Genomic DNA, 21,869 nt, shown 5'->3' on the forward strand with positions numbered 1-21,869 from the left:
CCCCGCACTCGTGTCCACCAACGTTCGAGTTCCCACGATGGAAATGCTCAATGCCCACTGCGGCGTGACGCGCGATGTGCGCGGCGTCGTCCACGTCACGATCTGCAATGCCGGCTCGCTCAACATCTTGAGCTCACCCGTTACTGATGCCATGCGTGACGGCTTGCAGCGCCTCGCCGCCGACCGCAGCATCCGCGTGCTGGTGCTGCGCGGCCAGAGCGAGAAGAGCCTGATCGGGGGCGCCGACATCAAGGAGATGGCGAAGCTCGACCAAGCGTCTGCCGAGGCGTTCATCTGCCGCCTGCGCGATCTCTGCGAAACCGTACGCAACTTCCCTGCCCCTATCATTGCGAGGATGCCGGGTTGGTGTCTCGGCGGCGGGCTCGAGGTCGCGGCGGCCTGCGATTTCCGGATCGCCGCGCATGATGCGCATTTCGGCATGCCAGAGGTCCGCGTGGGCATCCCCTCCGTGATCCATGCGGCGCTGTTGCCGCGCCTGGTCGGCTGGGGCCGTGCGCGCTGGCTGGTGATGACGGCGGAGAATATCGATGCGCCGACGGCGCTGGCCTGGGGCCTTGTCGACAAGGTCGCTCCGGAGGGCGGACTCGACGATGCGGTCGAGCACACGGTGAAGGCGCTGCTCGCCTGCGGCCCCGAAGCGCTGCGATCGCAGAAGGCGCTGCTGCGGCAATGGGAGGAATTGCCGCTGACCGAGTCGGTCAATCTCAGCGTCAAGGCGTTCGGCGAGTCCTTCCTGACGGATGAGCCGACGCGACTAATGCGGGAATTCGTGAATCGGAAGCGGTAAGTCGCCTCCCCCTCGGTGATGTCATGCCCCGCCACCGGGTCTCGCCTTCGGCGAGCCCGATGACAGGCTCCAGCGGGGCATCCAGTACGCCGCGGCCTCTCCAATATCCTTGCGCTGCCTCTGGAATAGTGGATCACCCGCTTTCGCTTTCGCCGGTGATGACGGCGTTGTTTGTGGCGCGGCCGCACGACGAAGGCTAAAAATCTCATCCCACACACGATAATTTGTCATGACTGGCACGGTTGCATTTTTTGCGGCGCATCATATGATGATCGTAATCTTACAACGTCATCCTAGGGAGCCCGCCATGGCCGCCGATCCCGTCGTCATCGTCTCCGCCGCCCGCACCCCGCTCGGCCGCTTCATGGGCGAGCTGTCGCCGCTCGCTGCGCACAAGCTCGGCTCGCACGTGATCTCCGCGGCACTGGAACGCGCCAAGCTGGCGCCCGAGAAGGTCGACGAGGTCTTCATGGGCTGCGTGCTGCCCGCCGGCCAGGGCCAGGCGCCGGCCCGCCAGGCGGCGCGTGCTGCGGGCCTGCCCGATGCCACCGGCGCGACCACCGTCAACAAGGTCTGCGGGTCCGGCATGAAGGCGACCATGCTCGCCCACGACATCATCCGCGCGGGCTCGGCCGACATCGTCGTCTCCGGCGGCATGGAGAGCATGAGCAATGCGCCTTATCTCCTGGCGAAGGCGCGCGGCGGCTACCGCGCCGGCCATGACCGCATCATCGACCACATGATGATGGACGGACTGGAGGACGCCTACGAGACCGGCCGCTCGATGGGCGACTTTGGCGAGGCCACCGCGGAAGCCTATCAATTCACACGCAGGGATCAGGACGCCTTTGCAATGGAGACGCTGAGCCGCGCGCGCAAGGCGGTGGAGAGCGGCGCGTTCAAGGCCGAGATCGCACCGATTACGCTCAGCGAGAAAGCCGGTCCTCGCGTCATCGCCAATGACGAGCATCCGCTGAAGGTCGATCCGGCGAAAATCCCCGGATTGAAGCCGGCGTTCCGCGCCAACGGTACCATTACGCCGGCGGCCTCCTCCGCCAATGCCGACGGCGCGGCCGCGCTCGTGCTGACAAGGCGCGCGCTTGCCGATCGCAACGGCTTGTCGGTGCTGGCCGAGATCAAGGGCCACGCCACCCACAGCCAGGAGCCGCAATGGTTCACCACGGCGCCGATCCCGGCGATCCGCAAGCTGCTGGACAAGATCGGCTGGGGCGTCGATGACGTCGACCTCTTCGAGATCAACGAGGCGTTTGCCGTTGTCGCCATGGCCGCGCAGCGCGATCTCGGCATTCCCAGGGAGAAGCTCAACGTCAATGGTGGCGCCTGCGCGCTCGGCCATCCCATCGGCGCCACCGGCGCGCGGCTGATCGTGACGCTGTTGCATGCGCTGGAGGCGCAGAATCTGAAGCGCGGCGTCGCGGCGCTGTGCATTGGTGGCGGCGAAGCCACCGCGATCGCGGTGGAACGTTTTGTGCGCTAGGCACAATGTCCGAAATTGAGGGAAGTCTGGCATTTTAGCCGCGCCTGATCCGTGGCAAGATGCCAGACTGAAAACAGACCACGCAGATTTCTAACCGACGTGGGGGCCCAATGATTTCGAACTGGCTCGCGGCAGCACTTGGCCGCCGTAACATCCACTACGGCTGGGTGATGGTCGGCGTGACCTTCCTCGCCGCGCTGATCAGCGCCGGCACCGTCGGCGCGCCCGGCGTGTTCATCGTGCCCCTGCAAAAGGAATTCGGCTGGAGCACCGCGGAGATTTCCTCCGCGCTCTCGATCCGCTTCATCCTGTTCGGCCTGATGGCGCCGTTCGCGGCCGCCCTCCTCAACCGCTACGGCCTGCGCAACGTGACACTGACGGCGCAGCTCATCGTCGTCTCGGCGCTGGTGGCTTCGCTCGCGATGACACAGGTCTGGCAGCTCATGCTGCTGTGGGGCGTCGTGATCGGCATCGGCACTGGCATGACCGCGCTGGTGCTCGGTGCCACTATCGCCACGCGCTGGTTCGCCGCGCGGCGCGGCCTCGTGGTCGGCATCATGACCGCGAGCGTTGCCACCGGGCAACTCGTGTTCCTGCCTCTGCTTGCGAGCCTCACCGAACGCTTCGGCTGGCGCCTTGCGCTCAGCTTCGTCTGCGTAATGCTCGGCGTCTCCGCCACCGCCGTGGCGCTCGTGATGCGCGACCGCCCGAGCGATGTGGGCCTGCGCCCGTTCGGCGACGAGGGCAGCGAACCACTGCCCACGCCGCCGGTCAGCCACGCGCCGATCACGGCTGTTGCACTCGGCACGCTGCGCGATGTCTCGACGTCCAGCGCATTCTGGATCCTGTTTGCGACCTTCTTCGTCTGCGGCGCCTCGACCAACGGCCTCGTCCAGGTCCACCTGATCCCGATGTGCCTGGATTTCGGCATCCCGCAGGTGCAGGCGGCGGGCCTGTTAGCTGCGATGGGCATCTTCGACTTCTTCGGCACCATCATGTCCGGCTGGCTGTCCGACCGCTACGACAATCGCTGGCTGCTGTTCTGGTATTACGGCCTGCGCGGGCTCTCACTGGTGTTCCTGCCGTTCAGCGACTTCTCCTTCTACGGCCTGTCGCTGTTTGCGATGTTCTACGGCCTCGACTGGATCGCCACCGTGCCGCCGACGGTGCGTTTGACCGCGCAAAAATTCGGCCCCGAGCGCGCCAATCTGGTGTTCGGCTGGATTTTTGCCGGCCACCAGCTCGGTGCCGGCACCGCCGCCTTCGGCGCCGGCCTGTCGCGGACGCTGCTGGCGAGCTACCTGCCCGCCTTCTTCATCGCCGGCGCACTCTGCGTGTTCGCCGCGCTGATCGTGCTGGCGCTCGCGCGGCATCCAAAGCCCGTGGTGGCGTAAAGGGCCGCCATGCCGCGCTGTCGAAAGTGGCCCATGCAGGGATGACAGCGCGAAAGAGGGCATCGCTCATGGTCGCGGGAGAGAGACGCGAGACCTAGGATCCAACAGCCCGATTTGGCGCTACCTCCACTCTGGCGCTGTAATCCGCCTGCCCAACGGAAAATGGAAAAAGACTGAGGGCGTCTCCGGCGAGAACCGCTTCTCCGGATGTCAGATGATTCAGGCCCACCCATCCATCGCGCATCCAGACCACACCCGGCTGTACGTCGCTGGTGATGCAGGCCTTTGCCGCAAACTCACCCCGGTCGTTGAAGATCCTGATCGCATCGCCGTTGGCGAGCTGGCGCGCCTCTGCATCCGCCGGAGATATCCACAGCTGCGGAGCGACGTTGTGCTTTGCCAGGGACGAAAGCGCTTTGCCCTCGTCGTAGAACGAATGGAAATGTGTAAGCGTTCTTCCGAAGCTCAACGCCAGCGGATAGCGTGAACTTTGGCTAACCTCGTGCACCGGAAGTGCCGGCAGTCCGAGCATTGCTGCTTGTGATGAGTAGAGTTCGATCTTGCCGGACGGCGAATCAAACTTTCGCTCAGCATAGGCGATTGCGGGTACTTGCAGAGGCACAATGCCACCCGCAGCGCGCAGGGAAGCGACCGTCGCGTGGCCGGTCGTCGGATCATTCAGGAGCAGATCGATCACCTCTTCTATCGACGCCCACGGAAAGAAGTCGACGACCCCCAGAGACGTCGCCAGAGATCTCAGGATTTCGTGGATCGGACGGGCCTCTCCCTCGCGATCAAGCGCACGCTCCATCAAATAGAGATGCGTGTTCGTCACCTTGAATCCCAATTCCTCAAGCCAGGCGGTTCCCGGCAACACGACATCCGCGTAGCGCCGCGCGGTCTCGTTCATGAACAGATCGACGCAGACGATCATCTCTGTGTTGTCGAGGCCGCGTGAGATTTCTCCGGCATCGGCGAAAGATGACAGCATGTTCGTGCCCAGGAGCAGCAGAACCTTGAGCTGCCCATTGGACAAGGCCTTTGCAATGTCGGGCATCTGGTTGGGAATGTAGTTGCCCGGCGGGCGCGTCAGACCCGCGCTCAGATGGCGCAGGCTCGCGCTCTGGGCGCCGTGACGTGGCCCAAGACCGCCGCCCGGGACCCCAAATTGGCCGGTCAAAGCCGGCAGGCAGCTGATCGCACGCGCTGCGTGCCAACCGTTGGTACTCTTGTGCATGGAACTGCCGCCGAGCAGGATCATGGCGGGACGCGTGGAAGCGTATGCTCTGGCGAACGCAACTATTTGGCCTTCCTCAAGACCCGTTTCTCCTGCTGCCCATGCGGGGGTGAAGGGCAGCACGTGTGACGAGAGCTCCTCAAATCCAACGGTGTGGGCTCCGACAAACGCGGGGTCATGGAGCTTTTCCGTCACGATGACGTGCATGACGGCCAGTGCGAGGGCGGCGTCCGACCCGGGTCGGATCAGGAGAACCTCATCCGATTGCGCCGCGGCTTCCGTTCTTCTCACATCGATGGTGACAACTTTGGCACCGCGACGCCGCGCCGCGACGATATGGCGGGCCGTATTGGGCTGGCTCGAAATGTTTGAGCCCCAAAGGACGATCATGTTCGAGTTCTCGGCCATGTCCTCCTTGGTATTGACCTTGAGTGCGCCGGACAGGCCAACGCCAAACCCGCCAAGGCCCCAGCAGATCATTGCGGGATGCCAATTCTGACATCCGTACATATTCGCGAACCGCTGCATCAACTGGACTGTTATGGCGCCGCCCGCAGTGAAGCCGCCATGGCCTGCCCACAGGCCGACCGCCTCGGGTCCGACTGACCGCATCCGCTTCGCCATGAAATCCAGCGCCTCGTCCCAACTGACGCGGCGCCAAGTGTCTGTACCGCGGTCATCGCGAATCTGCGGATAAAGAAGACGTTTCGAATTGCCGAATATCTCACTCGTGGCGCGGCCGCGCACGCAGAGAAACCCGGAACTGTCGGGATTATCCTTGTCTCCGCTCAGCGTCTTGAGCCGGCCGCTCTCGACCTCGACCAGCATTCCGCAGAAAGTCGGATGACAATTCATCGGACACATGGTGCGGACAGTCTTCGAATCGACAGCCGACATCACCGGATCCTCCTGGTCCTGCTCTAAAGCGCGATGAGGTAGGCATGAATCGTCATCGCGCTTTAGGTTATTGTTTGAGCATGATCTTTTCGGAAAACCGCTTCACATCATGCTGTAGACTCATCCTATCAGAAGCGGCATGGGCCGGCAGCCCCCAAGCCGGCTTCCCGCGGCAGCCGAAGCCATAGCCGGCCACCCGCGTGAGAGCATGCAGGAACGTCGGCGCTGCCAGGCCTAGTACTTGATCGTCGTGGTCAGCCCGAACACCGCGGCATCGCCGATACGCGAGAGACCGCTCGGATCGTTCGGATTCGGGATGCCACCGGACGGCCGCCACACGTATTGGAAATAGGGCGCGAGCAGCCAGCCCGGCTTGATGTGCGCCTCGTAGATCACCTCGAGCAGGGTCTCATTGCTGCGAACGGGGCTCTGGATGCCGTTGAAAAACTGGGTGTCGACATCGAGGCTACGGGCAGAGCCCGAAATCCGCATATAGGCCATCCCGATTCCGAACCGGTCGAGGGGACGGCCGGGGGTAAAGCCGACGAAGCCGACGCCGCCGTCGAGATAGAGGTCGATCAGGTTGCGGTCCGGCGGGCTGTAGGCGATCCGGCCGAACGCGGTGACACCCGGCAGCGACGCCGAAACCGTCTTCTCGGTCACGCCTGGCGGCCGCCAGAGCGCCTGCTCTACGACCGCGTAGATTCCATAATTGCCGCGCAGCTTTGCCGGAATGCCGCTTCCGGTAGGATCGGCGATAGAAAGGCCCTCGGCTGTTAAGCGCTGACTGTCGAAATCGCCGAAATGATACCAGCCTCCGGGCGTGAAATTGCCGGCGAGCGAGTTTCCACCGACATCGAGACGATAGTCGAAGTGAACCTGCCCGATGACCCATGACGGATCATTGACGCGAAACGCCAGGCCGTGATTGTCACGCAACTGCGGATCGCCGTCGCCGGGCCGCGCCGGATTGCCATTGAACACGGCACCGAAGACGGTGACGTTGTCCGAAACCGCGGCCTTGACGCGAATCCCGGGCACCGCGATCGGCGGCGCCGGCCCGCCGGCCGGCAGGTTGGTGGCCTTGATAGCCGGCCAGCCGAAGGTGCCGTTGATGAAGAGGTCGTCGGTCTCGCTGTCAAAGAATTCGACGTCCGCGGCCTGCTGGCCGGCCCTGATGTTCAACCTGCCATCGAAAAGGCTCTGCTCGAAATAGGCGTTGTAAAGCCTGGTGTCGGGCAGCGCCTCGATCTCGCTGATGGTGGCGAGATTGTAGATGTAGTTGCGCGTCAGCCCGCGCCCGTAGATCTCGAAGGCGTTGGCGTAGAAGCGGCCACCCGTCCAGCCGACGAGCTTGTCGAGGTCGGCGTCAACAGAGAAATCGAAGCGACCGAAATGGATGGCGCCCCGCGCGACGCCTCCGGACACATTGCCGATGTTGTCGCCGATATAAGTGAGGCCGAAATTCAGGCCCTTGTTGGCGAGCCCATCGTGCCAGTCGTTGAACCATTTTGGCGTCAACCATTCGGCCACGGTCTCATCCTTGGCACCGGCGAGCGCGCCCGTGCTTGCCAGCGCGCTGGCAAGACACGCCACCACGATTGCGACCCGACTTCGCAGCGGAGGCATGACTCTGCACATATGGCTGATACCGGCTGGGCGCCCTATTTGAAAATGCCCATGCGCCGCATGAAGACGTAGGCAAGACCGACCGACGCAGCCATCAGGCCCATGGCGTAAAGAAACCCCGTCTCGACGTCGGTGAGCGGCAACCCCTTCGTGTTCATGCCGAACACGCCGGTGATCAGCGTCGGCGGCAGCAGCAGCGTCGTCACGATGGACAGGGTGTGGAGATGGCGGTTGCTCTCCTCCTCGGTCTTGAAGTGCAGCTCTTCCTCGAGGAGACGGCTGCGCTCACGCAGCTCGACGATGTCGTGGTCAAGGCCATCGAGGCGCTGAGCGAGCTTGGCGGCGTGAAGCCGTAGACCCGGCGGGATATTCTCCGGGCTCTTCAGGTCGAGGCGGTGAAACAGGATGCGCAGGCCCGTGAGCTGCCGATGCAGCCGGACGCAGGTGCGACGAAGCCGGCTCAGGCTGCGGCGCATCTCCGGCTTGGCCTCATCGGCGGCGATACGCTCCTCGATGCCGTCGATGTCCTGGCCGATCTTGTCGGCCATGCGGTCCATGGTGTCGGCGACCTCGTCGACGATCTTCTCCAGAAGCGCCGCGACATTCTCGACGCGGTAGCCGCCCTCCAGCACCCGCCGCGCCGCGTCCGCCGAACACAGCGCCTGATGGCGGCCGCTGACAAGAAGCCGCTCCGTCATCGCAAAGCGCAGGAACGCAGTTTCCTCGGTCGGGCTCTCGATGTCGCGCACGAGGTCGGAAAACACGCCGTAGACGCAGTCATCGATGACATGGAGCTGCTGAAACGTGTCCTTGGACAGGAGCAGATCGCGCGCAAGCTGCGGCAGGCTGGACTCGGCGACCCAGGGCCGCGACCGCGCATCAGTCAGATTGAAATGCAGCCAGAGGCGGCCGTCATGCGTGAACTCGATCGGTTTGTCGATCGGCAGAGCCTCCGCGCTGCCGTCGCCGTGGAGGCGAAAGGCCCATACCAATCCCGGAATAGCGGATGCGGCATCCGAGAACGCGCTGACGATCTTTGCCGGCTCAGCCATGGCCAACCCCACGGTCAAACGATGTGATTTCTCCCGGCTGGCCAATGCCGCCCGCCGGGACCCGCGGGTACTCAAATACGTGTGTGTTACAGCTTGATGATGGGCCGCCCTACTCCGCCGCGAGACCCGTCGCGGCCGCGGCTTCCTTGACATAATCATGCACGACGCGGCCGAACGGCAGGGTCAGGTCGGCGATGTAGTGATGCGCGCCGACCACGCGTCGGACCGGGAAGTCCGCAACCGGCGCATTGACGTGGGGCACGAGGTGCAGCCGACCGGGCCCCATCCAGGAGCCCTTCGGAACGATGTCGGTGAGGTTGATCGCGACGAGCTGGCAGACCTCAAGATGGCCATCGACGCCCGGGATCATCTTCAGATTGATTTGCGTCTTCGACAGTGTCGCACGGGTGAGATCGCCGTTGCCGGCCATGCTCTCGTGCTTGTAACCCATCGTGCCCATGGCGACGAGCTGACCGGCATATTCCAGCGTGCCGGTCAGCGTGTCCTTGACGATCTCGAGCTTGGGATGGGCGTACTTCTTGGGAAAGCCCCAGATTTCGCGGCCCGCGGCGATCGGCGGATCGTCGTCGAGATACATCTGCGAGACGAAGTTGACCTCTTCGCCATGCAGGCGCGCCGGGATCACCAGGCCGGACTCGGTGTAGCTGCCGAAGCCGGAGGAATCCGGCATCCTGATCCACTCATAATGCACGATCGGCTGGTCGATCGGCTCCAGCGGCTCAGGCAGGCCACCGCGGATCAGATCCGGATCGGTCTCGTAGGTGATGACGAGAAATTCGCGGTTGATGAAGCTATACGGACCGGCGGGATAGCTGGGTCCGGCGGCCGGCATGGACGGGAGTCTCAGAACGTCTTCCCTGCGCATCGCTGATCTCCTGTGTGACGCTAATGTGATGTCCGCCTGGCAGCTACAAGCCTAACGCGAATTGCTAGCCGTCGTCATTGACTGCGGTGTGATGGATTTCCGTCAGGCGCGTGACCCTCCTGTCATGTCAGGCGCGACTGACCTGCATGCCCACGACGCATCGGCACCGCAACTGTCATCACGCCGTCACTGCCGGGCGCAATTGCTTGTTGTTCAAGCATGATCTTGTCGGAAGACCGCTGCGCACTTTTCCGGATCATGCTTGCCAGGAGACAGCGCCATGGACGCCCGCACGTCGCAACCGACTTATCAGACACATCAGCCTGCCTCGCGGGGCTGGCGGCCCGAGCGCTGCGATCGCGTCGCGCTGGTGCTGCAAGGCGGCGGCGCGCTCGGCGCCTATCAGGCTGGCGTCTATCAGGCGCTGCACGAGGCCGGCATCGAGCCGGACTGGGTCTGTGGCGTCTCGATCGGCGCGATCAACTCCGCCATCATCGCGGGCAACAAGCCGGAGAAGCGGCTCGATCAGCTCCGCATTTTCTGGGAGCGCATCACCAACCGCAAGATCTGGCACTACACACCGGATGGCGACGTCTTCCGCCAGTGGCGCAACCTCACCAGCGCGTGGATGACCTCGGCGATGGGGCAGCCCGGCTTCTTCACTCCGCACCAGGTCAATCCCTGGTTCAGCCCGGTCGGCGCCAGGACGGCGACCAGCTATTACGACACGACGCCTTCTGTCTCTTATACACATCCTCCGGCGCGCTGCCGCCGGCGCTGCCCATGGTCAGGATCGGCACCGATCATTTCTGGGACGGCGGCATCGTCTCCAACACGCCGCTCCAGCACCTGCTCGACCAGGAAGACGATCTCAACTCGCTGGTGTTCCAGGTCGACCTGTTCAGCGCGCGCGGCGTGCTGCCGCGCTCGATCCAGGACGTGATGGCCCGCCACAAGGACATCATGTATTCCTCGCGCACGCGCCACAACACCGACGTCTATCGCCGGACGCACAATCTGAAGGCCATGCTCTACAAGGCGCTGGCGAAGCTTCCCGACGAGCAATTGTCCGAGGATGAGCGCAAGCTCAAGGCGAACCTGCGTAACATGCCCGAGATCGCGATCCTGCATTTGATCTATCAGCAGAAGGCCTATGAGGGCGACGCCAAGGACCACGAATTCTCAGGTACCTCGATGCGCGAGCACTGGACGAGCGGCTACGAGGACACCAAGCGCACGCTGAAGCGCCGCGACTGGATCAAGATGCCCGAGGAAGGCATGGGTCTCGTCGTCCACGACGTGCACCGGGAGACGGAGAGCGCGTAAGGCCTGAAACTGCCTTCGCGCGTGCAGGAGCGCGCCCCCTTCGGGGACGCTCCGACCAAAAGTGTGAAAACAACCCCATGCACAGTAGCCGACGGCCGGCGGGGACGACTTTCGTATTTTACGAAATCAAGTGACACGTCGGGCAAATCAGGGGTATTATGGCATCATAGGGCATTGCGCATGACGCTCTTGCCCTAGGGCCCCACTTCCACATCAAGCGTCCTTGCCTGGGCGTCCGCGACGGGCGGTGCACGACACGAAGTCCAGCGGGTCGCTGGCGAGCACCTCGATTTCCGCCCGCTCCAAAGGCGTCAGCGCGGATCCGAAGCCGGGATCGGCCAGGCGCTGGCGCAAGACGGCGATGGCGGCCTGGTGGTCCGAGTTGGCATACGCCGTTGTTGCAACCATCAGACCAGGTTCGCCGAAGAAGCGATGAATGACCTCGCCCATACTTTTTCGATTCTTGAAATATTGCAGGATCATGGCATCCCGGCCGGCAGGAGACGACGCTCCGTTCACGAGTCGGGCGGTCGAGACGCTCACATCCAGATAGCGCGGCAGCGAGATCGTTTCGCCGGCCTTTGGCACCTCCGTGACGTAATGGAGGCCACGATCGCCAACCGTATAGCTGTCGGTCTGAAAGCACCGTGCCCGCCGGACTTCGGCGATCTGCTCATCCGCGGTCGGAACATTGCTGAACGTGCCGTTCGGCCGTCTCTTGACCCCGCTCTCCTGGGGGCCAAAGGGGATATCCGGCTGCAATTTCTTCATCAGCGTTACGAGAATGCCGGCATCGGAACTGCGGGCCGCGAGCATGTTCTCGATCGCTTCCTGGTCGCATCCAGCCGGCGGCGCACTCCTGAGCCCCAAGGCCCCGCCGATTCCCTGTCTCTGGCAACGCGCCCCCTCGCCTACCGCCGCGAAAAAGGTTCGCAGCGACCCGGGGTCGAGGGCCCGCACGAGCGCGGAGGGCCTGGTGAGGTCGGCGCTGTGGGCCCACAGAAACAGGCAGATCGCGGCGACTGCGCCAACCGTCATCTCGCGCGTCAGCCCGAGCCGATTGAAATTGGCATCGAATGATGCCGGCGAGGTCGCGAGACTGGCCTCGCGCAGTGAACCGCGCAGACCCGTGACGTCGAAAGCGGATGCCGACCTGCGACCGAAGCTGGCCGCGGCACGAATTTCCTGCGGCCTTGTGTCGCGCCGCGCAGGCGCGATCAGGGCCATCGAACCTGTGACGGAGACGATCGCCGCGATCCGCTCGGCGATCGTGGGATGCGTGGCGAAAGCTCCCTTGTGCGCGCCATCGATCATCATGGCGTCCTGGCCGGCCGCGAGGCCCGGTATTGCACTGCGCCCCTCGATGCGTTGCAGCGCCGAGACGAGCGCGGCAGGATTCTGGGTCAGCCGGACGGCTTCTGCATCGGCGATGAATTCGCGTGCCGACGCTATCAGCAGCCGCACGAGGTGACTTCCGTCATGCGCCAGACGGTGCAGGAACCAGAAGATGAGAATGAGCACAACCATTATCGGAAATACCAGAGCCAAAACCGGCAGTGCGAGAGCCTGCGAGATCCGGTTGGCCTGCATCCAATTGCTGCGAGGCTGCAACAGGCTCAGCGTATCGAGGCAGACGTTCGTAGCCGCGATCAGCCGGATGTCTCCGTTGACCACGTGCATGATTTCATGCGCAGCGACCGCCGCGAGCTCATCGTCGTCAAGTGCGTCGATCAGGCCCTTGGTGAAGACCAGCACGGCATCCTTCTGCCGGATGCCGCAGGCAAACGCGTTCAGCGCCGGACTGTCGATGACGGCGACATAGGGGGTCGGCAGGCCGGCCGCGATCGTCAGCGGTTCGACGATACGGCAGAGCCGCGGCTCGTCCTGATCGTCCACGAAGCGAAATTCCGTTCTTCGCCTGATGGTGCGGACGTGCCATGCCATCTGCACCGCAAACAGCAAGGCGCCGACGATCGTGACGACCGGCACCCAGCGGATGAAATAGCCGGTCCATCCATAGAGCGGCGCATGCTCCGGATCGTGCATGGCCAACGGCAACAGCAGCGCCAGCATGGCAAGCAGGTGAAACGCCAGCACAAAGCCCGCGAAGAGCAACAGCGAGCGCGCGTCATTGCGACTGACGTGGCCGTAGAGCCCGTTCACCGGCATGGCGAATCCCCGTATTTCGATCAGAATTTGACCGCGAGAGGTTCGTCGATCAGAACGCGTTCGATACCGAGATCGTAGGGCGTGCGCGCGTCCATCTTGAACAGACGGCCGATATAGCTGCCGGGAAACTGGCGCAGCGTGGTGGCGTATTCTTCGACGGCGAGGTTGTAGAAGCGGCGCGAGGCGGTGATGCGGTTTTCGGCGTCGACGAACTCGCGCCGCAGCTCGGCGAAGTGGGTGGACGCCTTGAGCTCTGGAAAGTGCTCGGCCATGCCGATCAGGGCGTTGATGTTTTGCGTCAGATTGTTCTCGGCGCTGAGCCGCACGTCCGGGCCGGCTGCAGAGAGCGCTTCGGCGCGGGCCTTCGTAACGCCGAGCAGAATGTCGCTTTCATGTTTGACGAAACCGCGCACCGTCTCGACCAATGGCGGGATCAGATTGTGGCGATGCTTGAGATGAACGTCGATGTCGCCGAACGCAGTTTCGCAGCGCTGATCGAGCGCGACCAGACGATTATGCGTCGCATAGGCGACGTAGGCAGGTATCGCAATCGTCATCAATAATGTCGCCAGGCAAATAAAAATGACCGTCAATAGCATGACCCGCTCTCCCTTGGGGTGCATCCCAAGGTAGCGTCAGGCGGTTGCGGAAACGTTGCAAAGAACAGCTAAAATTTGCTGAAAAGCATAAGGCCACCTTAAATGGATCGGGTGTCTACTCGACGCGGATTTTCACACAGGGGTTTTGTCCATGGCTGAATCGATTTTCGCGCGTGTGTCCCGTCTGCTCTCGGCGACCGTCGAGGACACTGTCGACCGTATGGAGCAGGCCGGCAGCGATGCCGTGATGCGCGAGGCGATCCGCGAGGCGGATCGTGCGATCGATCAGGTGAAAGCGGAGCTCGAATCCACGATGGCGCGCCGGCTGCAGGCCGCCCGTCAGCAGAAGATGCTCGGCGAGCGTGTCGAGGAGCTCACCGCCAAGGCCCAGTTCGCCGTGAACCAGCAGAGGGATGATCTGGCCGAAGCCGCGTTGTCCCGCCAGATCGATTTCGAAGCACAGGCCAAGAAGCTGGACGCCGTGCAGGAACAGGCGCGTGAGCTGGAGAAGCGTCTGGAAGACAGTCTCGCCGCGCTGCACGCCCGCAAGCGTCAGATGGAGGACACCCTGCAGGCCTTCCTGATTTCGCGGCAGCAGGCTGCGCTTGGCGGCGATGGCCCGGCTCAGCCCAACCGCTCCGCAGAGAAGAAGCTCGATGCGGCCGAACAGGCCTTTGATCGCGCCATGGTCGGGGCCGGCGGCGTAGGTTTCACTCGCACCGACGCCAGCACGATCAACCGCGTCGCCGAGATTGATGGCATGCAGAAGAGCGCGACGGTGGCCGAGCGGCTGGCCGCGCTGAAAGCCGGTCAGGCCGCCTGATGATCCGCAAACCGCCAGCATCATGGGATCGGATCGACGAAGGCGCAGCCGTCAGAACGATCCGCACAGCTTCCGCCGTCGCGACCACGGGCGTCGGCGTCGCGCGTCGCAGCGGACAGGCCGTCATTGGCCTGATCTGTTTCTTCTTTGCAATCATGTGGGGCTTTGCCGCGATTGGCTCCGGCCTCGGGGGCAGTTTTCCAAGCCTGATCGGCATTGGAGCGATGGCTGCCTTCATGTTCTGGCGGGGCCGTCGCGCTTTCGCGAAAGCGCGGGGCGAGTAAAGTTCAATCGCCGTCAGAACGAAGTTTTCCGTGGCGCAACAGCCTTTTGCGTCACGGCCTGATCGTCATGTTCGCCGGCGGGCCCGGCGTCCTCAGCGGCTCCGCCAGCCGCGCGAACTCGCACAGCAGGGACCGCGTCTTGCGGGGGTCGATGATCTCCTCGACCCAGAACTTTTCGGCGGAGCGGAACGGCGAGCGCAGCTTGTTGAGGCGGTCCTCGATCTCCTTCAGCTTCGCCACTTTGTCCTCGGCCGCGTCGATGTCGGCGCGATAGGCCGCCTCGATGCCGCCTTCGAGCGGCAGCGAGCCCCAATAGGCCGACGGCCATGCATAGCGGATCGAGAAGCGATCGGCCGGCTGATGCACGACGCCGGCTACGCCAAAGGCGTTGCGCAGGATCACCGTGCACCAGGGAACCGTGGTCTGATTGACCGCGGCCATGGCGCGCACGCCGTGGCGGATCGTGGCCGCTTTCTCGGCGTCCAGCCCGATCATGAAGCCCGGGCAATCCATGAGATAGACGATCGGCAGATGGAAGGTTTCCGCAAAATCGACCCAGCGCACCACCTTCTGGCAGGCATCCGCGGTCCACGAGCCGCCATAGTGGAAGGGATCGCTGGCGAGCAGCATCACCGCCCTGCCCTCGAGCCGCGCGAGGCCAACGATGACCGGCTTGCCGAAATTGCTGGCGACCTCGAAGAACGAGCCCTTGTCGACGACGGACTCGATGATGGGACGCATCTTGTAGACCTGCCGCCGACTCCGCGGCACGGCCTTCGTCAAGCCTTCGTCAGTACGTTCCGGGTCATCATGGCAAGGCAGCGTCGGCGGCAATTCGTAGACCGACGCCGGCAGATAGGACAGGAAGCGCCGCGCGCAGGCGAACGCCTCAGCCGCAGTCTCGACGGCATGATCGACCGCGCCAGCGCGGGTCTGGATTTCGGCGCCGCCGAGATCCTGCTTGGACAAATCCTGCCCGAGCCGCTTCACCACCGGCGGGCCCGCGACGAACATCGCGGACGCTTTGGTCATGATGGAGTAGTGGCTGGCGGCAAGCCGCGCGGCGCCGAGGCCTGCGACCGAACCGAGCCCCAGCGCCACGACCGGCACGCGCGCAAGGTTCTCCGTCGTGAAGCGGTACCAGCGCGTGCCGCCGATACCGCCCGGCAGGTTTGCCGCGCCCTTGGTCTCGATCGTCTTGACCGAGCCGCCGCCGCCGGAGCCTTCGATGATGCGGATGATGGGCAGACGGAAGTCGTGCGCCATCTCCTCCGCCATCAGTGGCTTGGCGGAGATCGACGCATCCGCCGAGCCGCCGCGCACGGTGAAATCGTCGCCGACCACCACAACGGTGCGGCCGTCGACCCTGGCGCGGCCGAACACGCAGTTGGCCGGCGTCACATGCTTGAGCTCGCCATGCGCATCGTATTCACCGATGCCGGAGACGGCACCGATTTCGTGAAAGCTGCCTTTGTCGATCAGCCCGTCGATACGCTCCCGAACAGTCAGCCGGCCCTGGTCATGCTGTCGCTTGACCTTGTCAACGCCGCCCATCTCCCGCGCGAAGGCTTCGCGCCGGGCGAGCTCGTCGAGTTCCGGCTTCCAGTTCATTCAGTCCCTCCGGCGCGATCGGCTTGTTATTGTTTCGCACGGCCATCGCGATCGGCTTGCGCTCGAGACGGTTGTTGAGGAAGTCGCCCTCGGCGCCTTCGAGCAGGTCGCCGACCGCCTTGCCGAGCTTGACCATCAGCGGCGCGACCTCGCTGTGCAGCCGCTCCTCGTCATACATCGCCGCCAGGAGGCCGATCGTGACCACCACGACGGTCTGATATTGCGGCGACCACATCGGTACCGCGACGCCATTGATGTGCGGGCTCCACAGGCCGCAGGTCACGACATAACCGTGCTCGCGCAGGAACTGGCGATTGGCCTCGATGCGCGGTTTCAGCAGCCGGGCCGCCTCCGGCGCCTCCCGCTCCATTTCCGCAACCAGGGCATCGCCGATCTCCGGCTGCAGCGCCGCCGTATAAGCGGCGCCCGCGGCGGTCGAGGCCATCGCGATCCGGCTGCCGGTTCCTTCGTGCAAACCGAGCGCGCTCGCCGAGCGGGCAAACTCGAGATAGACCAGATGGAACCGATCGGGGATGACGAAGCCCACCGTTCCCGGCAATTGCTCGGCGACATCCTCTAGCCGCAGGCGAATGAGGTTGCGCAGCTGCGCGCCCTTCATCATCGAGGCGCCCATCGCGACCGCGCTCGGCCCAATCCGGTATTTCTGATCGCGCGGCAGGTACACGAGCTGCCCCATGCGCGTCAGCGTGTGCGTGAGCCGCGACACCGTCGAGCGCGGCAGGCCGCAGCGGTTGGAGATTTCGAGATTGCCGAGCCGCGCCTCGTGGCCCTCGAAGCATCGCAACACATCGAATGCGCGCGATACCACCTGGATGACATCACTTTCGCCAGCTTCGCCAGCGAGCACGCCTTGCCTACTCAACCGCTCAGAACGTCGTCCCATGTTCCCTACCACTGTGTTTCGCTCTGCGGAATTAAATTCCGCTTGAAGGACACGCTACCTCAGGCATCTTGCGACGACAACAAAAAGGCGATTGGCATGCCAGAAATTAAGATCGTCACGGAAGTCGCAGGACGCATCTGCGCGATTCCCGTCGAAGTTGGGAAAAGCGTCGCGGATGGCGACGACGTTGCATTCGTCGAAGCCATGAAGATGGAGATCCCGGTGCCCTCACCTTCGGCAGGCACGATCACATCGCTCCTCGTCAAGCTTGACGACGTCGTCGCCGAAGGCCAGGCGATCGCGATCATCGCGAGCTGAGGCCACGATCAGCATCGCGATCGCGGCAATCTGCTCGAACTGAAGGACGAAATCTTTCGTCGAGTCGCTAGTGACCGAATTTCCGGCGGCTCAGCGCACTTCCGGACGGGTTGCATGCGCCCTGATGGCGTTGCACAAGGAGGGTATGACACCGCTATCATCGCCAGCCAGCGCCTGGACACAATCGAAGCCGCCTCTGCTGCGGTTCCTCGACACTTGCCACGCCGAATTCGCCGCGGAGCCCTCCGGCGCGGTCGCCGACTACATCCCCGAACTCAGCAAGGCCGATCCTGCCCATTTCGGCATCAGTCTCGCGACGCTGGATGGCCATGTCTACGAAGTCGGCGACAGCCGGGTGCCCTTCACCATCCAGTCGATGTCAAAGCCGTTCGTGTTCGCACTGGCGCTCGACATGCTGGGCGCGGCGCGGGTCGAGAGCGCGATCGGCGTCGAGCCCTCCGGCGATCCCTTCAACTCGATCCGGCTCAATGCCGAGAACCACCCGTTCAACCCGATGGTCAATGCCGGCGCGATCGCCTGCACCGGGCTGATCCACGAGGGCAAGAGCGAGGCAGCGTTCGAGGAGATCCGAAGGGCGCTCGGCCGCTTTGCCGGCCGCGAGCTTGATGTCGACGAGTCCGTCTACACGTCCGAAAGCCAGACCGGCGACCGTAACCGTGCCATTGCCTATCTTCTCAAGACCAATGCGGTCATCACGGATAATGTCGCTGAAGTGCTCGACGTCTATTTCAGGCAATGCGCCGTGCTCGTCACGGCGCGCGACATCGCAGTGATGGCGGCGACGCTCGCCAATCGCGGCGTCAATCCGGTCACCGGCGAGCAGGTGATGACACCTTACGCGATCTCGCGGACGCTGTCCGTGATGACGTCGTCGGGGATGTACGATTATGCCGGCGAATGGATCTACCGGATCGGCATCCCCGCCAAGAGTGGCGTCGGTGGAGGCATCCTCGCGGCCCTCCCCGCTCGGCTCGGCCTCGGTAGCTATTCGCCGAAGCTCGACAAGCACGGCAACAGCGTGCGCGGCATCAAGGTCTGCGAGGCACTGTCTTCTCACTATGACCTGCACATGCTCAACCGTAGCGACGACGCACGCAACGCGATCATCGCGGACTATCACATCGGTCAGAGCCCATCCCGCCGCGTCCGTCGCCTCGGGGAACGCGAGATCCTCGCAGCGCACGAGGACGAGGTCCGGGTCATCGAGCTCGTCGGCACCTTGTCGCTCTCGGCCGTCGATTACGTCTCGCGGCGGCTCGCCGCGCAGCCGCGGCCGCAGCTCGTGATCTTCGACCTGCACCGCGTCACCTCGACGACGCGCGCTGGCGCGCGGCTCGTGGCGGAGGCCTTCGAAGATCTCGCGGCGCTGAACGTCACCGTGGTCCTCTCCGGCGTCCAGCGCAGCTCGCGGGAATGGACCGCACTTCGCGAATGGACGGCAACGCTGAAGAACGTTCGCGACTTCTACCTGCTCGACACCGCGATCGAATGGGCTGAAGACCAGATCGTCTATCGCTATGGCGGAGCGATCGATTTTCACGAGACCACGGAACTGGTCGAGCAGCCGCTGCTTGCGGGCCTCGATGAGGAAGAGTTAGCCGACCTCGGCTCGCTCTGCACGATCCGCACCTATCAGACCGGCGCGAAGATCGTCGCGGCCGGCGATCCCGCCGATTCCCTGTTCTTCCTGCGCAGCGGCGCCGTGCACGTCACGCTGCCCGACGGCGTTCGCCTGGCAACGCTGACGGCCGGGATGGCCTTCGGCGAGATGGCGCTGCTGGAATCGACCCGCTCCGCCGATGTACTGGCCGACATGGCGGCGACCGCCTTCGAGGTGCCGCTGAAGGATTTCGAGCGTTTTCGTCAGCAGCATCCGCACGCCAGCGAGCGCATCATGCGTAACCTCGCACAGCTCCTCGCCGACCGGCTGATCGTCGCCAACACCAAGGTGGATATCCTGACGTCGACGTAAGGCTGCTCAGGATTGTCGGGCACGTGTTTCTCGGCCGCCATCCATCGGCCTCACCCGCTTCCAGAGGGGCCCCTCAGGAAGAGGTCCGTCTGATTGGTCGCACGGAAGCAATCGTCTAGCGGCTCGCCGCCTCACGCAGGCGCCGGTTGACCTTGGCTGCGCTTGCTTCAAGCAATTCGGATGGCTTCTGGCCAGTCGCCGCGCACAGGCATGCCCAGTAATAGATGACGTCGCCGAGCTCATCGACGAGACCCGCCTGATCGAGCCAACTATCGCGCAGCAGCTTCTTGATGTGCTCGGCGACTTCGCCGGATTCGCCGGCGAGACCAAGACCGAGATAGGACAACCGCTCGTTCGACGGATGTTCATCGACTTTCGCAACCGTTGCGGCCCAGGCCGCATATTCATCGATTGTCATCGGCAATCCTCAACGGTTCTTTCGGATCAGCCTACGACCTCCGTCACCGGCTGGAGGTCGATCTCGAACGTCTCAAGAAATTTCGACGTCATGATGTAGAAGCCGACCGCAAGCTGCAACTCGACCAGCGCACCCGGTGTGAGCTTTGCGGCGATTGCCCTGAAGGTCGCGTTCGTCGGCTTGTTCAGCTTGACGATCTCGTCCGTAAAGGCGAGCGCCGCGCGCTGCGTCTCGGTAAAGCATGTCGCCGCCTGCCAGTCGGAGAGCGCCTCATTCTGCTCGTCGGTGACGCCGACATTCTTGCCGATGCGCCTGTGCGCGATGACTTCGTACGGCGCGTCGCAGAGAATTCCGGTCCGTGTGATCGCAAGCTCCCGCACGATCGGGTCAAGCTCGCCCCGGCTCCGGATCGCGCCGCCCAGCCGGCAGTACTGCACGAAATAATCGGGCGAATGCGACATCATGCGAAAGATATTGGCGTTGCGATTCTTGGCCAGGATATCGCGCGTGCGCTCGGACGCCTTGGAAGGATCGGCGTAGTCGATACGGGCCATCAGCCACCTTGCGTATTGGTCTTGTTGCGGTTTTTGCCGGCAGTTTCTCGAGACTATTCTTGCACCGACGCAAGAGCAACATCATCGAGTCAAATTGCCGCCGTATTGCTGAACGACCTTGCAACCGTCGATATTCGCCGCGTGGGGACAAATCGCAGCGAATACTCGAGGTGGGGTGTTCCGAGTAAAAAATATGACCGTCGTTTGCGCAGCGCGCGCAACGATGAGTCACGCCCAAGTCTAGGGAGTAAACCGCATGAAGGTAGCCACCAGGAGGGCGGCCTCGGAAGCGTTCGCGCATATGCTGGCGGTGACGGCGATGCTCGTCATCGCCAGCATATTGTTCTACGGGCGCTGAAAGAAATTTCGTCGTTCCGGGGTGGTGCGTACGGGACTGCGCGAAGCGCGCGGCCCGGTAACCAGACCCAGAATTCCGTTCCAGGTTCGGTCCGTTCGACCGCCCCCGAATGACGAAAACCAGTAGCTAAACTTTGGTGAAAAACGGCACGAGCTTCCCGGCAAACGAAGCGAACTGCGCGGTGACCTCGTCGCCGATCGCAAGATCCTTCCCACCGTGAGCCATCATGCGAAAGCCCTCGACACAGTCGACGAGCAGGATGTTGTAGGGCACATGCACGCGCGACTCCGGCGTGGCCGCGCGGCAGACGAGCGTCGTTGCATAGACCCTGCCCAAGCCGCTCGCGCGATGCTCCCGCGGATCAGGCGCACCACACGCCGCACAGAAGGCGCGATGGAAATACTGCACGCCGCCGCACGATCCGCAGCATTGATAGACGATCGCCGCCTCGCCCTTGGTCCAGTCCGCAATTCGCGCGCTCATCGCACCCGCTCCAGGAACATGCTGACATGCGAGGACAACACGCCGCCATCTCCATGCAGCAGCGCGATCGAGGCGTCGCGGACCTGACGATTGCCTGCTCGCCCGGTCATCTGGAGATGCGTTTCGACCAGATGCGCCATCGCGCCGCCGACGCCGCAATGGCCGTAGCTGAGGAGTCCGCCATGGGTGTTGAGCGGCATGCGTCCGTCGCGGCTGAAATATCCGGACCGCACGCGCGCGGCGGCTTCGCCGCGTCCGGCAAGTCCGAGGTCTTCGAGCAGCATCGCAAGTGTGATGGTGAAGCTGTCATAGACTGCGGCATACCGCACATCCGATATCGCAAAGCCTGAGGCCTGTTTCGCGCGCGCAATCGAAATCTCGGCGCCGAGCTCACTGAGCGCCGGAGCTGCAGTGACATGCTGATGGGTATGCGCCTGGGCGCAGCCGCGGATCCGCACGCCGGCTTCGCCTGTCCGCTCGCGGCTGATCACGAACGCGGCGCCGCCGTCGGACACCGGGCAGCAATCGAGGAGTTTTAACGGCAGCGCCACGGGCTTGGATGCCATCACGTCGGCAACCGTGACCGGCTCATGGAATTGCGCGCCGGGATGGGTGCAGGCGTGCGCGC

Annotated in this window: 19 protein-coding genes and 1 pseudogene; 8 read left to right on the forward strand and 12 right to left on the reverse strand. The window is 63.7% G+C overall.

Annotated elements, in window-relative coordinates:
- The first annotated feature begins 37 nt into the window (after positions 1–37).
- The 3 genes from SO180_RS29165 (at position 38) to SO180_RS29175 (ending at position 3,700) form a co-directional block, all read left to right on the forward strand.
- On the forward strand, positions 38–808 hold the full coding sequence (locus SO180_RS29165; protein WP_449382277.1) for an enoyl-CoA hydratase: 771 nt from the start codon (positions 38–40) through the stop codon (positions 806–808).
- Between the two features lie 307 nt (positions 809–1,115).
- Complete coding sequence (locus SO180_RS29170; protein WP_449382278.1) at positions 1,116–2,306, forward strand: acetyl-CoA C-acyltransferase; 1,191 nt, start codon at positions 1,116–1,118, stop codon at positions 2,304–2,306.
- A gap of 110 nt (positions 2,307–2,416) precedes the next feature.
- Entirely contained in the window at positions 2,417–3,700 is a 1,284-nt protein-coding gene (locus SO180_RS29175) for an MFS transporter (protein WP_449382279.1), read from the forward strand.
- 94 nt (positions 3,701–3,794) lie between these two features.
- Here SO180_RS29175 and SO180_RS29180 read toward each other — a convergent pair whose 3' ends face one another.
- The 4 genes from SO180_RS29180 to SO180_RS29195 form a co-directional block, all read right to left on the reverse strand.
- Positions 3,795–5,834: a molybdopterin-containing oxidoreductase family protein gene (locus tag SO180_RS29180; RefSeq protein WP_449382280.1), complete on the reverse strand. Its 2,040-nt coding sequence runs from the start codon at positions 5,832–5,834 to the stop codon at positions 3,795–3,797.
- A 234-nt stretch (positions 5,835–6,068) separates the two neighbouring features.
- On the reverse strand, positions 6,069–7,463 hold the full coding sequence (locus SO180_RS29185) for a carbohydrate porin (protein ID WP_449382281.1): 1,395 nt from the start codon (positions 7,461–7,463) through the stop codon (positions 6,069–6,071).
- 35 nt (positions 7,464–7,498) lie between these two features.
- Positions 7,499–8,515, reverse strand: a complete 1,017-nt coding sequence (locus SO180_RS29190; protein WP_449382282.1) for a transporter — start codon at positions 8,513–8,515, stop codon at positions 7,499–7,501.
- 109 nt (positions 8,516–8,624) lie between these two features.
- Positions 8,625–9,401 carry an acetoacetate decarboxylase gene (locus SO180_RS29195; RefSeq protein WP_449382283.1) on the reverse strand — a complete coding sequence of 259 codons (777 nt, stop codon included), beginning with the start codon at positions 9,399–9,401 and terminating at the stop codon, positions 8,625–8,627.
- Between the two features lie 280 nt (positions 9,402–9,681).
- Here SO180_RS29195 and SO180_RS29200 point away from each other — a divergent pair.
- Positions 9,682–10,727, forward strand: a pseudogene (locus SO180_RS29200) (patatin-like phospholipase family protein).
- Positions 10,728–10,940: 213 nt separating this feature from the next.
- On the opposite strand, the gene SO180_RS29205 reads toward SO180_RS29200, so the two are convergent.
- A complete protein-coding gene (locus SO180_RS29205) occupies positions 10,941–12,896 on the reverse strand; it encodes a M48 family metalloprotease (protein ID WP_449382284.1) in 1,956 nt (651 codons plus the stop codon).
- A 20-nt stretch (positions 12,897–12,916) separates the two neighbouring features.
- Positions 12,917–13,453, reverse strand: coding sequence for a LemA family protein (locus tag SO180_RS29210; protein ID WP_449382285.1), 537 nt, complete (start codon positions 13,451–13,453; stop codon positions 12,917–12,919).
- Between the two features lie 193 nt (positions 13,454–13,646).
- Between SO180_RS29210 and SO180_RS29215 the strand changes: the two genes are divergently transcribed.
- Together SO180_RS29215 and SO180_RS29220 are read left to right on the forward strand one after the other, a co-directional pair.
- Positions 13,647–14,318 (forward strand): PspA/IM30 family protein, encoded by a 672-nt coding sequence (locus tag SO180_RS29215; protein WP_449382286.1) that lies wholly within the window; start codon positions 13,647–13,649, stop codon positions 14,316–14,318.
- Positions 14,318–14,602 carry a hypothetical protein gene (locus SO180_RS29220; RefSeq protein ID WP_449382287.1) on the forward strand — a complete coding sequence of 95 codons (285 nt, stop codon included), beginning with the start codon at positions 14,318–14,320 and terminating at the stop codon, positions 14,600–14,602. Before SO180_RS29215 ends, SO180_RS29220 begins: the two co-directional genes overlap by 1 nt.
- A gap of 51 nt (positions 14,603–14,653) precedes the next feature.
- Here the strand turns inward: SO180_RS29220 and SO180_RS29225 are convergent, their stop codons facing one another.
- Both SO180_RS29225 and SO180_RS29230 read right to left on the reverse strand, forming a co-directional pair.
- Positions 14,654–16,213, reverse strand: a complete 1,560-nt coding sequence (locus SO180_RS29225; RefSeq protein ID WP_449382288.1) for an acyl-CoA carboxylase subunit beta — start codon at positions 16,211–16,213, stop codon at positions 14,654–14,656.
- Positions 16,143–17,117: an IclR family transcriptional regulator gene (locus tag SO180_RS29230; RefSeq protein WP_449382289.1), complete on the reverse strand. Its 975-nt coding sequence runs from the start codon at positions 17,115–17,117 to the stop codon at positions 16,143–16,145. The genes SO180_RS29225 and SO180_RS29230 overlap by 71 nt, the downstream gene beginning before the upstream one ends.
- A 90-nt stretch (positions 17,118–17,207) precedes the next feature.
- On the opposite strand from SO180_RS29230, the gene SO180_RS29235 reads away from it, so the two are divergent.
- Both SO180_RS29235 and glsA read left to right on the forward strand, forming a co-directional pair.
- A complete protein-coding gene (locus tag SO180_RS29235; protein WP_449382297.1) occupies positions 17,208–17,435 on the forward strand; it encodes an acyl-CoA carboxylase biotin carboxyl carrier protein subunit in 228 nt (75 codons plus the stop codon).
- 145 nt (positions 17,436–17,580) lie between these two features.
- Positions 17,581–19,428 carry a glutaminase A gene (glsA, locus tag SO180_RS29240; RefSeq protein WP_449382290.1) on the forward strand — a complete coding sequence of 616 codons (1,848 nt, stop codon included), beginning with the start codon at positions 17,581–17,583 and terminating at the stop codon, positions 19,426–19,428.
- Positions 19,429–19,543: 115 nt separating this feature from the next.
- Here glsA and SO180_RS29245 read toward each other — a convergent pair whose 3' ends face one another.
- The 4 genes from SO180_RS29245 to SO180_RS29260 all read right to left on the reverse strand — a co-directional run.
- Positions 19,544–19,846 (reverse strand): nucleoside triphosphate pyrophosphohydrolase family protein, encoded by a 303-nt coding sequence (locus SO180_RS29245; protein ID WP_449382291.1) that lies wholly within the window; start codon positions 19,844–19,846, stop codon positions 19,544–19,546.
- A gap of 26 nt (positions 19,847–19,872) precedes the next feature.
- Positions 19,873–20,400 (reverse strand): carboxymuconolactone decarboxylase family protein, encoded by a 528-nt coding sequence (locus SO180_RS29250; protein ID WP_449382292.1) that lies wholly within the window; start codon positions 20,398–20,400, stop codon positions 19,873–19,875.
- A gap of 484 nt (positions 20,401–20,884) precedes the next feature.
- Positions 20,885–21,241, reverse strand: a complete 357-nt coding sequence (locus SO180_RS29255; protein ID WP_449382293.1) for a Zn-ribbon domain-containing OB-fold protein — start codon at positions 21,239–21,241, stop codon at positions 20,885–20,887.
- Positions 21,238–21,869 (reverse strand): thiolase family protein (locus SO180_RS29260; RefSeq protein ID WP_449382294.1); only part of this gene is annotated, 632 nt, incomplete at its 5' end. The genes SO180_RS29255 and SO180_RS29260, both read right to left, overlap by 4 nt.

This window comes from Bradyrhizobium sp. UFLA05-112 (genome assembly GCF_053572325.1).

Coding starts and splice junctions, on each gene's coding strand:
- SO180_RS29165 (WP_449382277.1), top strand. CDS start 38: ATGGAAATGCTCAATGCCCACTGCGGCGTGACGCGCGATGTGCGCGGC.
- SO180_RS29170 (WP_449382278.1), top strand. CDS start 1,116: ATGGCCGCCGATCCCGTCGTCATCGTCTCCGCCGCCCGCACCCCGCTC.
- SO180_RS29175 (WP_449382279.1), top strand. CDS start 2,417: ATGATTTCGAACTGGCTCGCGGCAGCACTTGGCCGCCGTAACATCCAC.
- SO180_RS29180 (WP_449382280.1), bottom strand. CDS start 5,834: ATGTCGGCTGTCGATTCGAAGACTGTCCGCACCATGTGTCCGATGAAT.
- SO180_RS29185 (WP_449382281.1), bottom strand. CDS start 7,463: ATGCCTCCGCTGCGAAGTCGGGTCGCAATCGTGGTGGCGTGTCTTGCC.
- SO180_RS29190 (WP_449382282.1), bottom strand. CDS start 8,515: ATGGCTGAGCCGGCAAAGATCGTCAGCGCGTTCTCGGATGCCGCATCC.
- SO180_RS29195 (WP_449382283.1), bottom strand. CDS start 9,401: ATGCGCAGGGAAGACGTTCTGAGACTCCCGTCCATGCCGGCCGCCGGA.
- SO180_RS29205 (WP_449382284.1), bottom strand. CDS start 12,896: ATGCCGGTGAACGGGCTCTACGGCCACGTCAGTCGCAATGACGCGCGC.
- SO180_RS29210 (WP_449382285.1), bottom strand. CDS start 13,453: ATGACGATTGCGATACCTGCCTACGTCGCCTATGCGACGCATAATCGT.
- SO180_RS29215 (WP_449382286.1), top strand. CDS start 13,647: ATGGCTGAATCGATTTTCGCGCGTGTGTCCCGTCTGCTCTCGGCGACC.
- SO180_RS29220 (WP_449382287.1), top strand. CDS start 14,318: ATGATCCGCAAACCGCCAGCATCATGGGATCGGATCGACGAAGGCGCA.
- SO180_RS29225 (WP_449382288.1), bottom strand. CDS start 16,213: ATGAACTGGAAGCCGGAACTCGACGAGCTCGCCCGGCGCGAAGCCTTC.
- SO180_RS29230 (WP_449382289.1), bottom strand. CDS start 17,117: ATGGGACGACGTTCTGAGCGGTTGAGTAGGCAAGGCGTGCTCGCTGGC.
- glsA (WP_449382290.1), top strand. CDS start 17,581: ATGACACCGCTATCATCGCCAGCCAGCGCCTGGACACAATCGAAGCCG.
- SO180_RS29245 (WP_449382291.1), bottom strand. CDS start 19,846: ATGACAATCGATGAATATGCGGCCTGGGCCGCAACGGTTGCGAAAGTC.
- SO180_RS29250 (WP_449382292.1), bottom strand. CDS start 20,400: ATGGCCCGTATCGACTACGCCGATCCTTCCAAGGCGTCCGAGCGCACG.
- SO180_RS29255 (WP_449382293.1), bottom strand. CDS start 21,241: ATGAGCGCGCGAATTGCGGACTGGACCAAGGGCGAGGCGGCGATCGTC.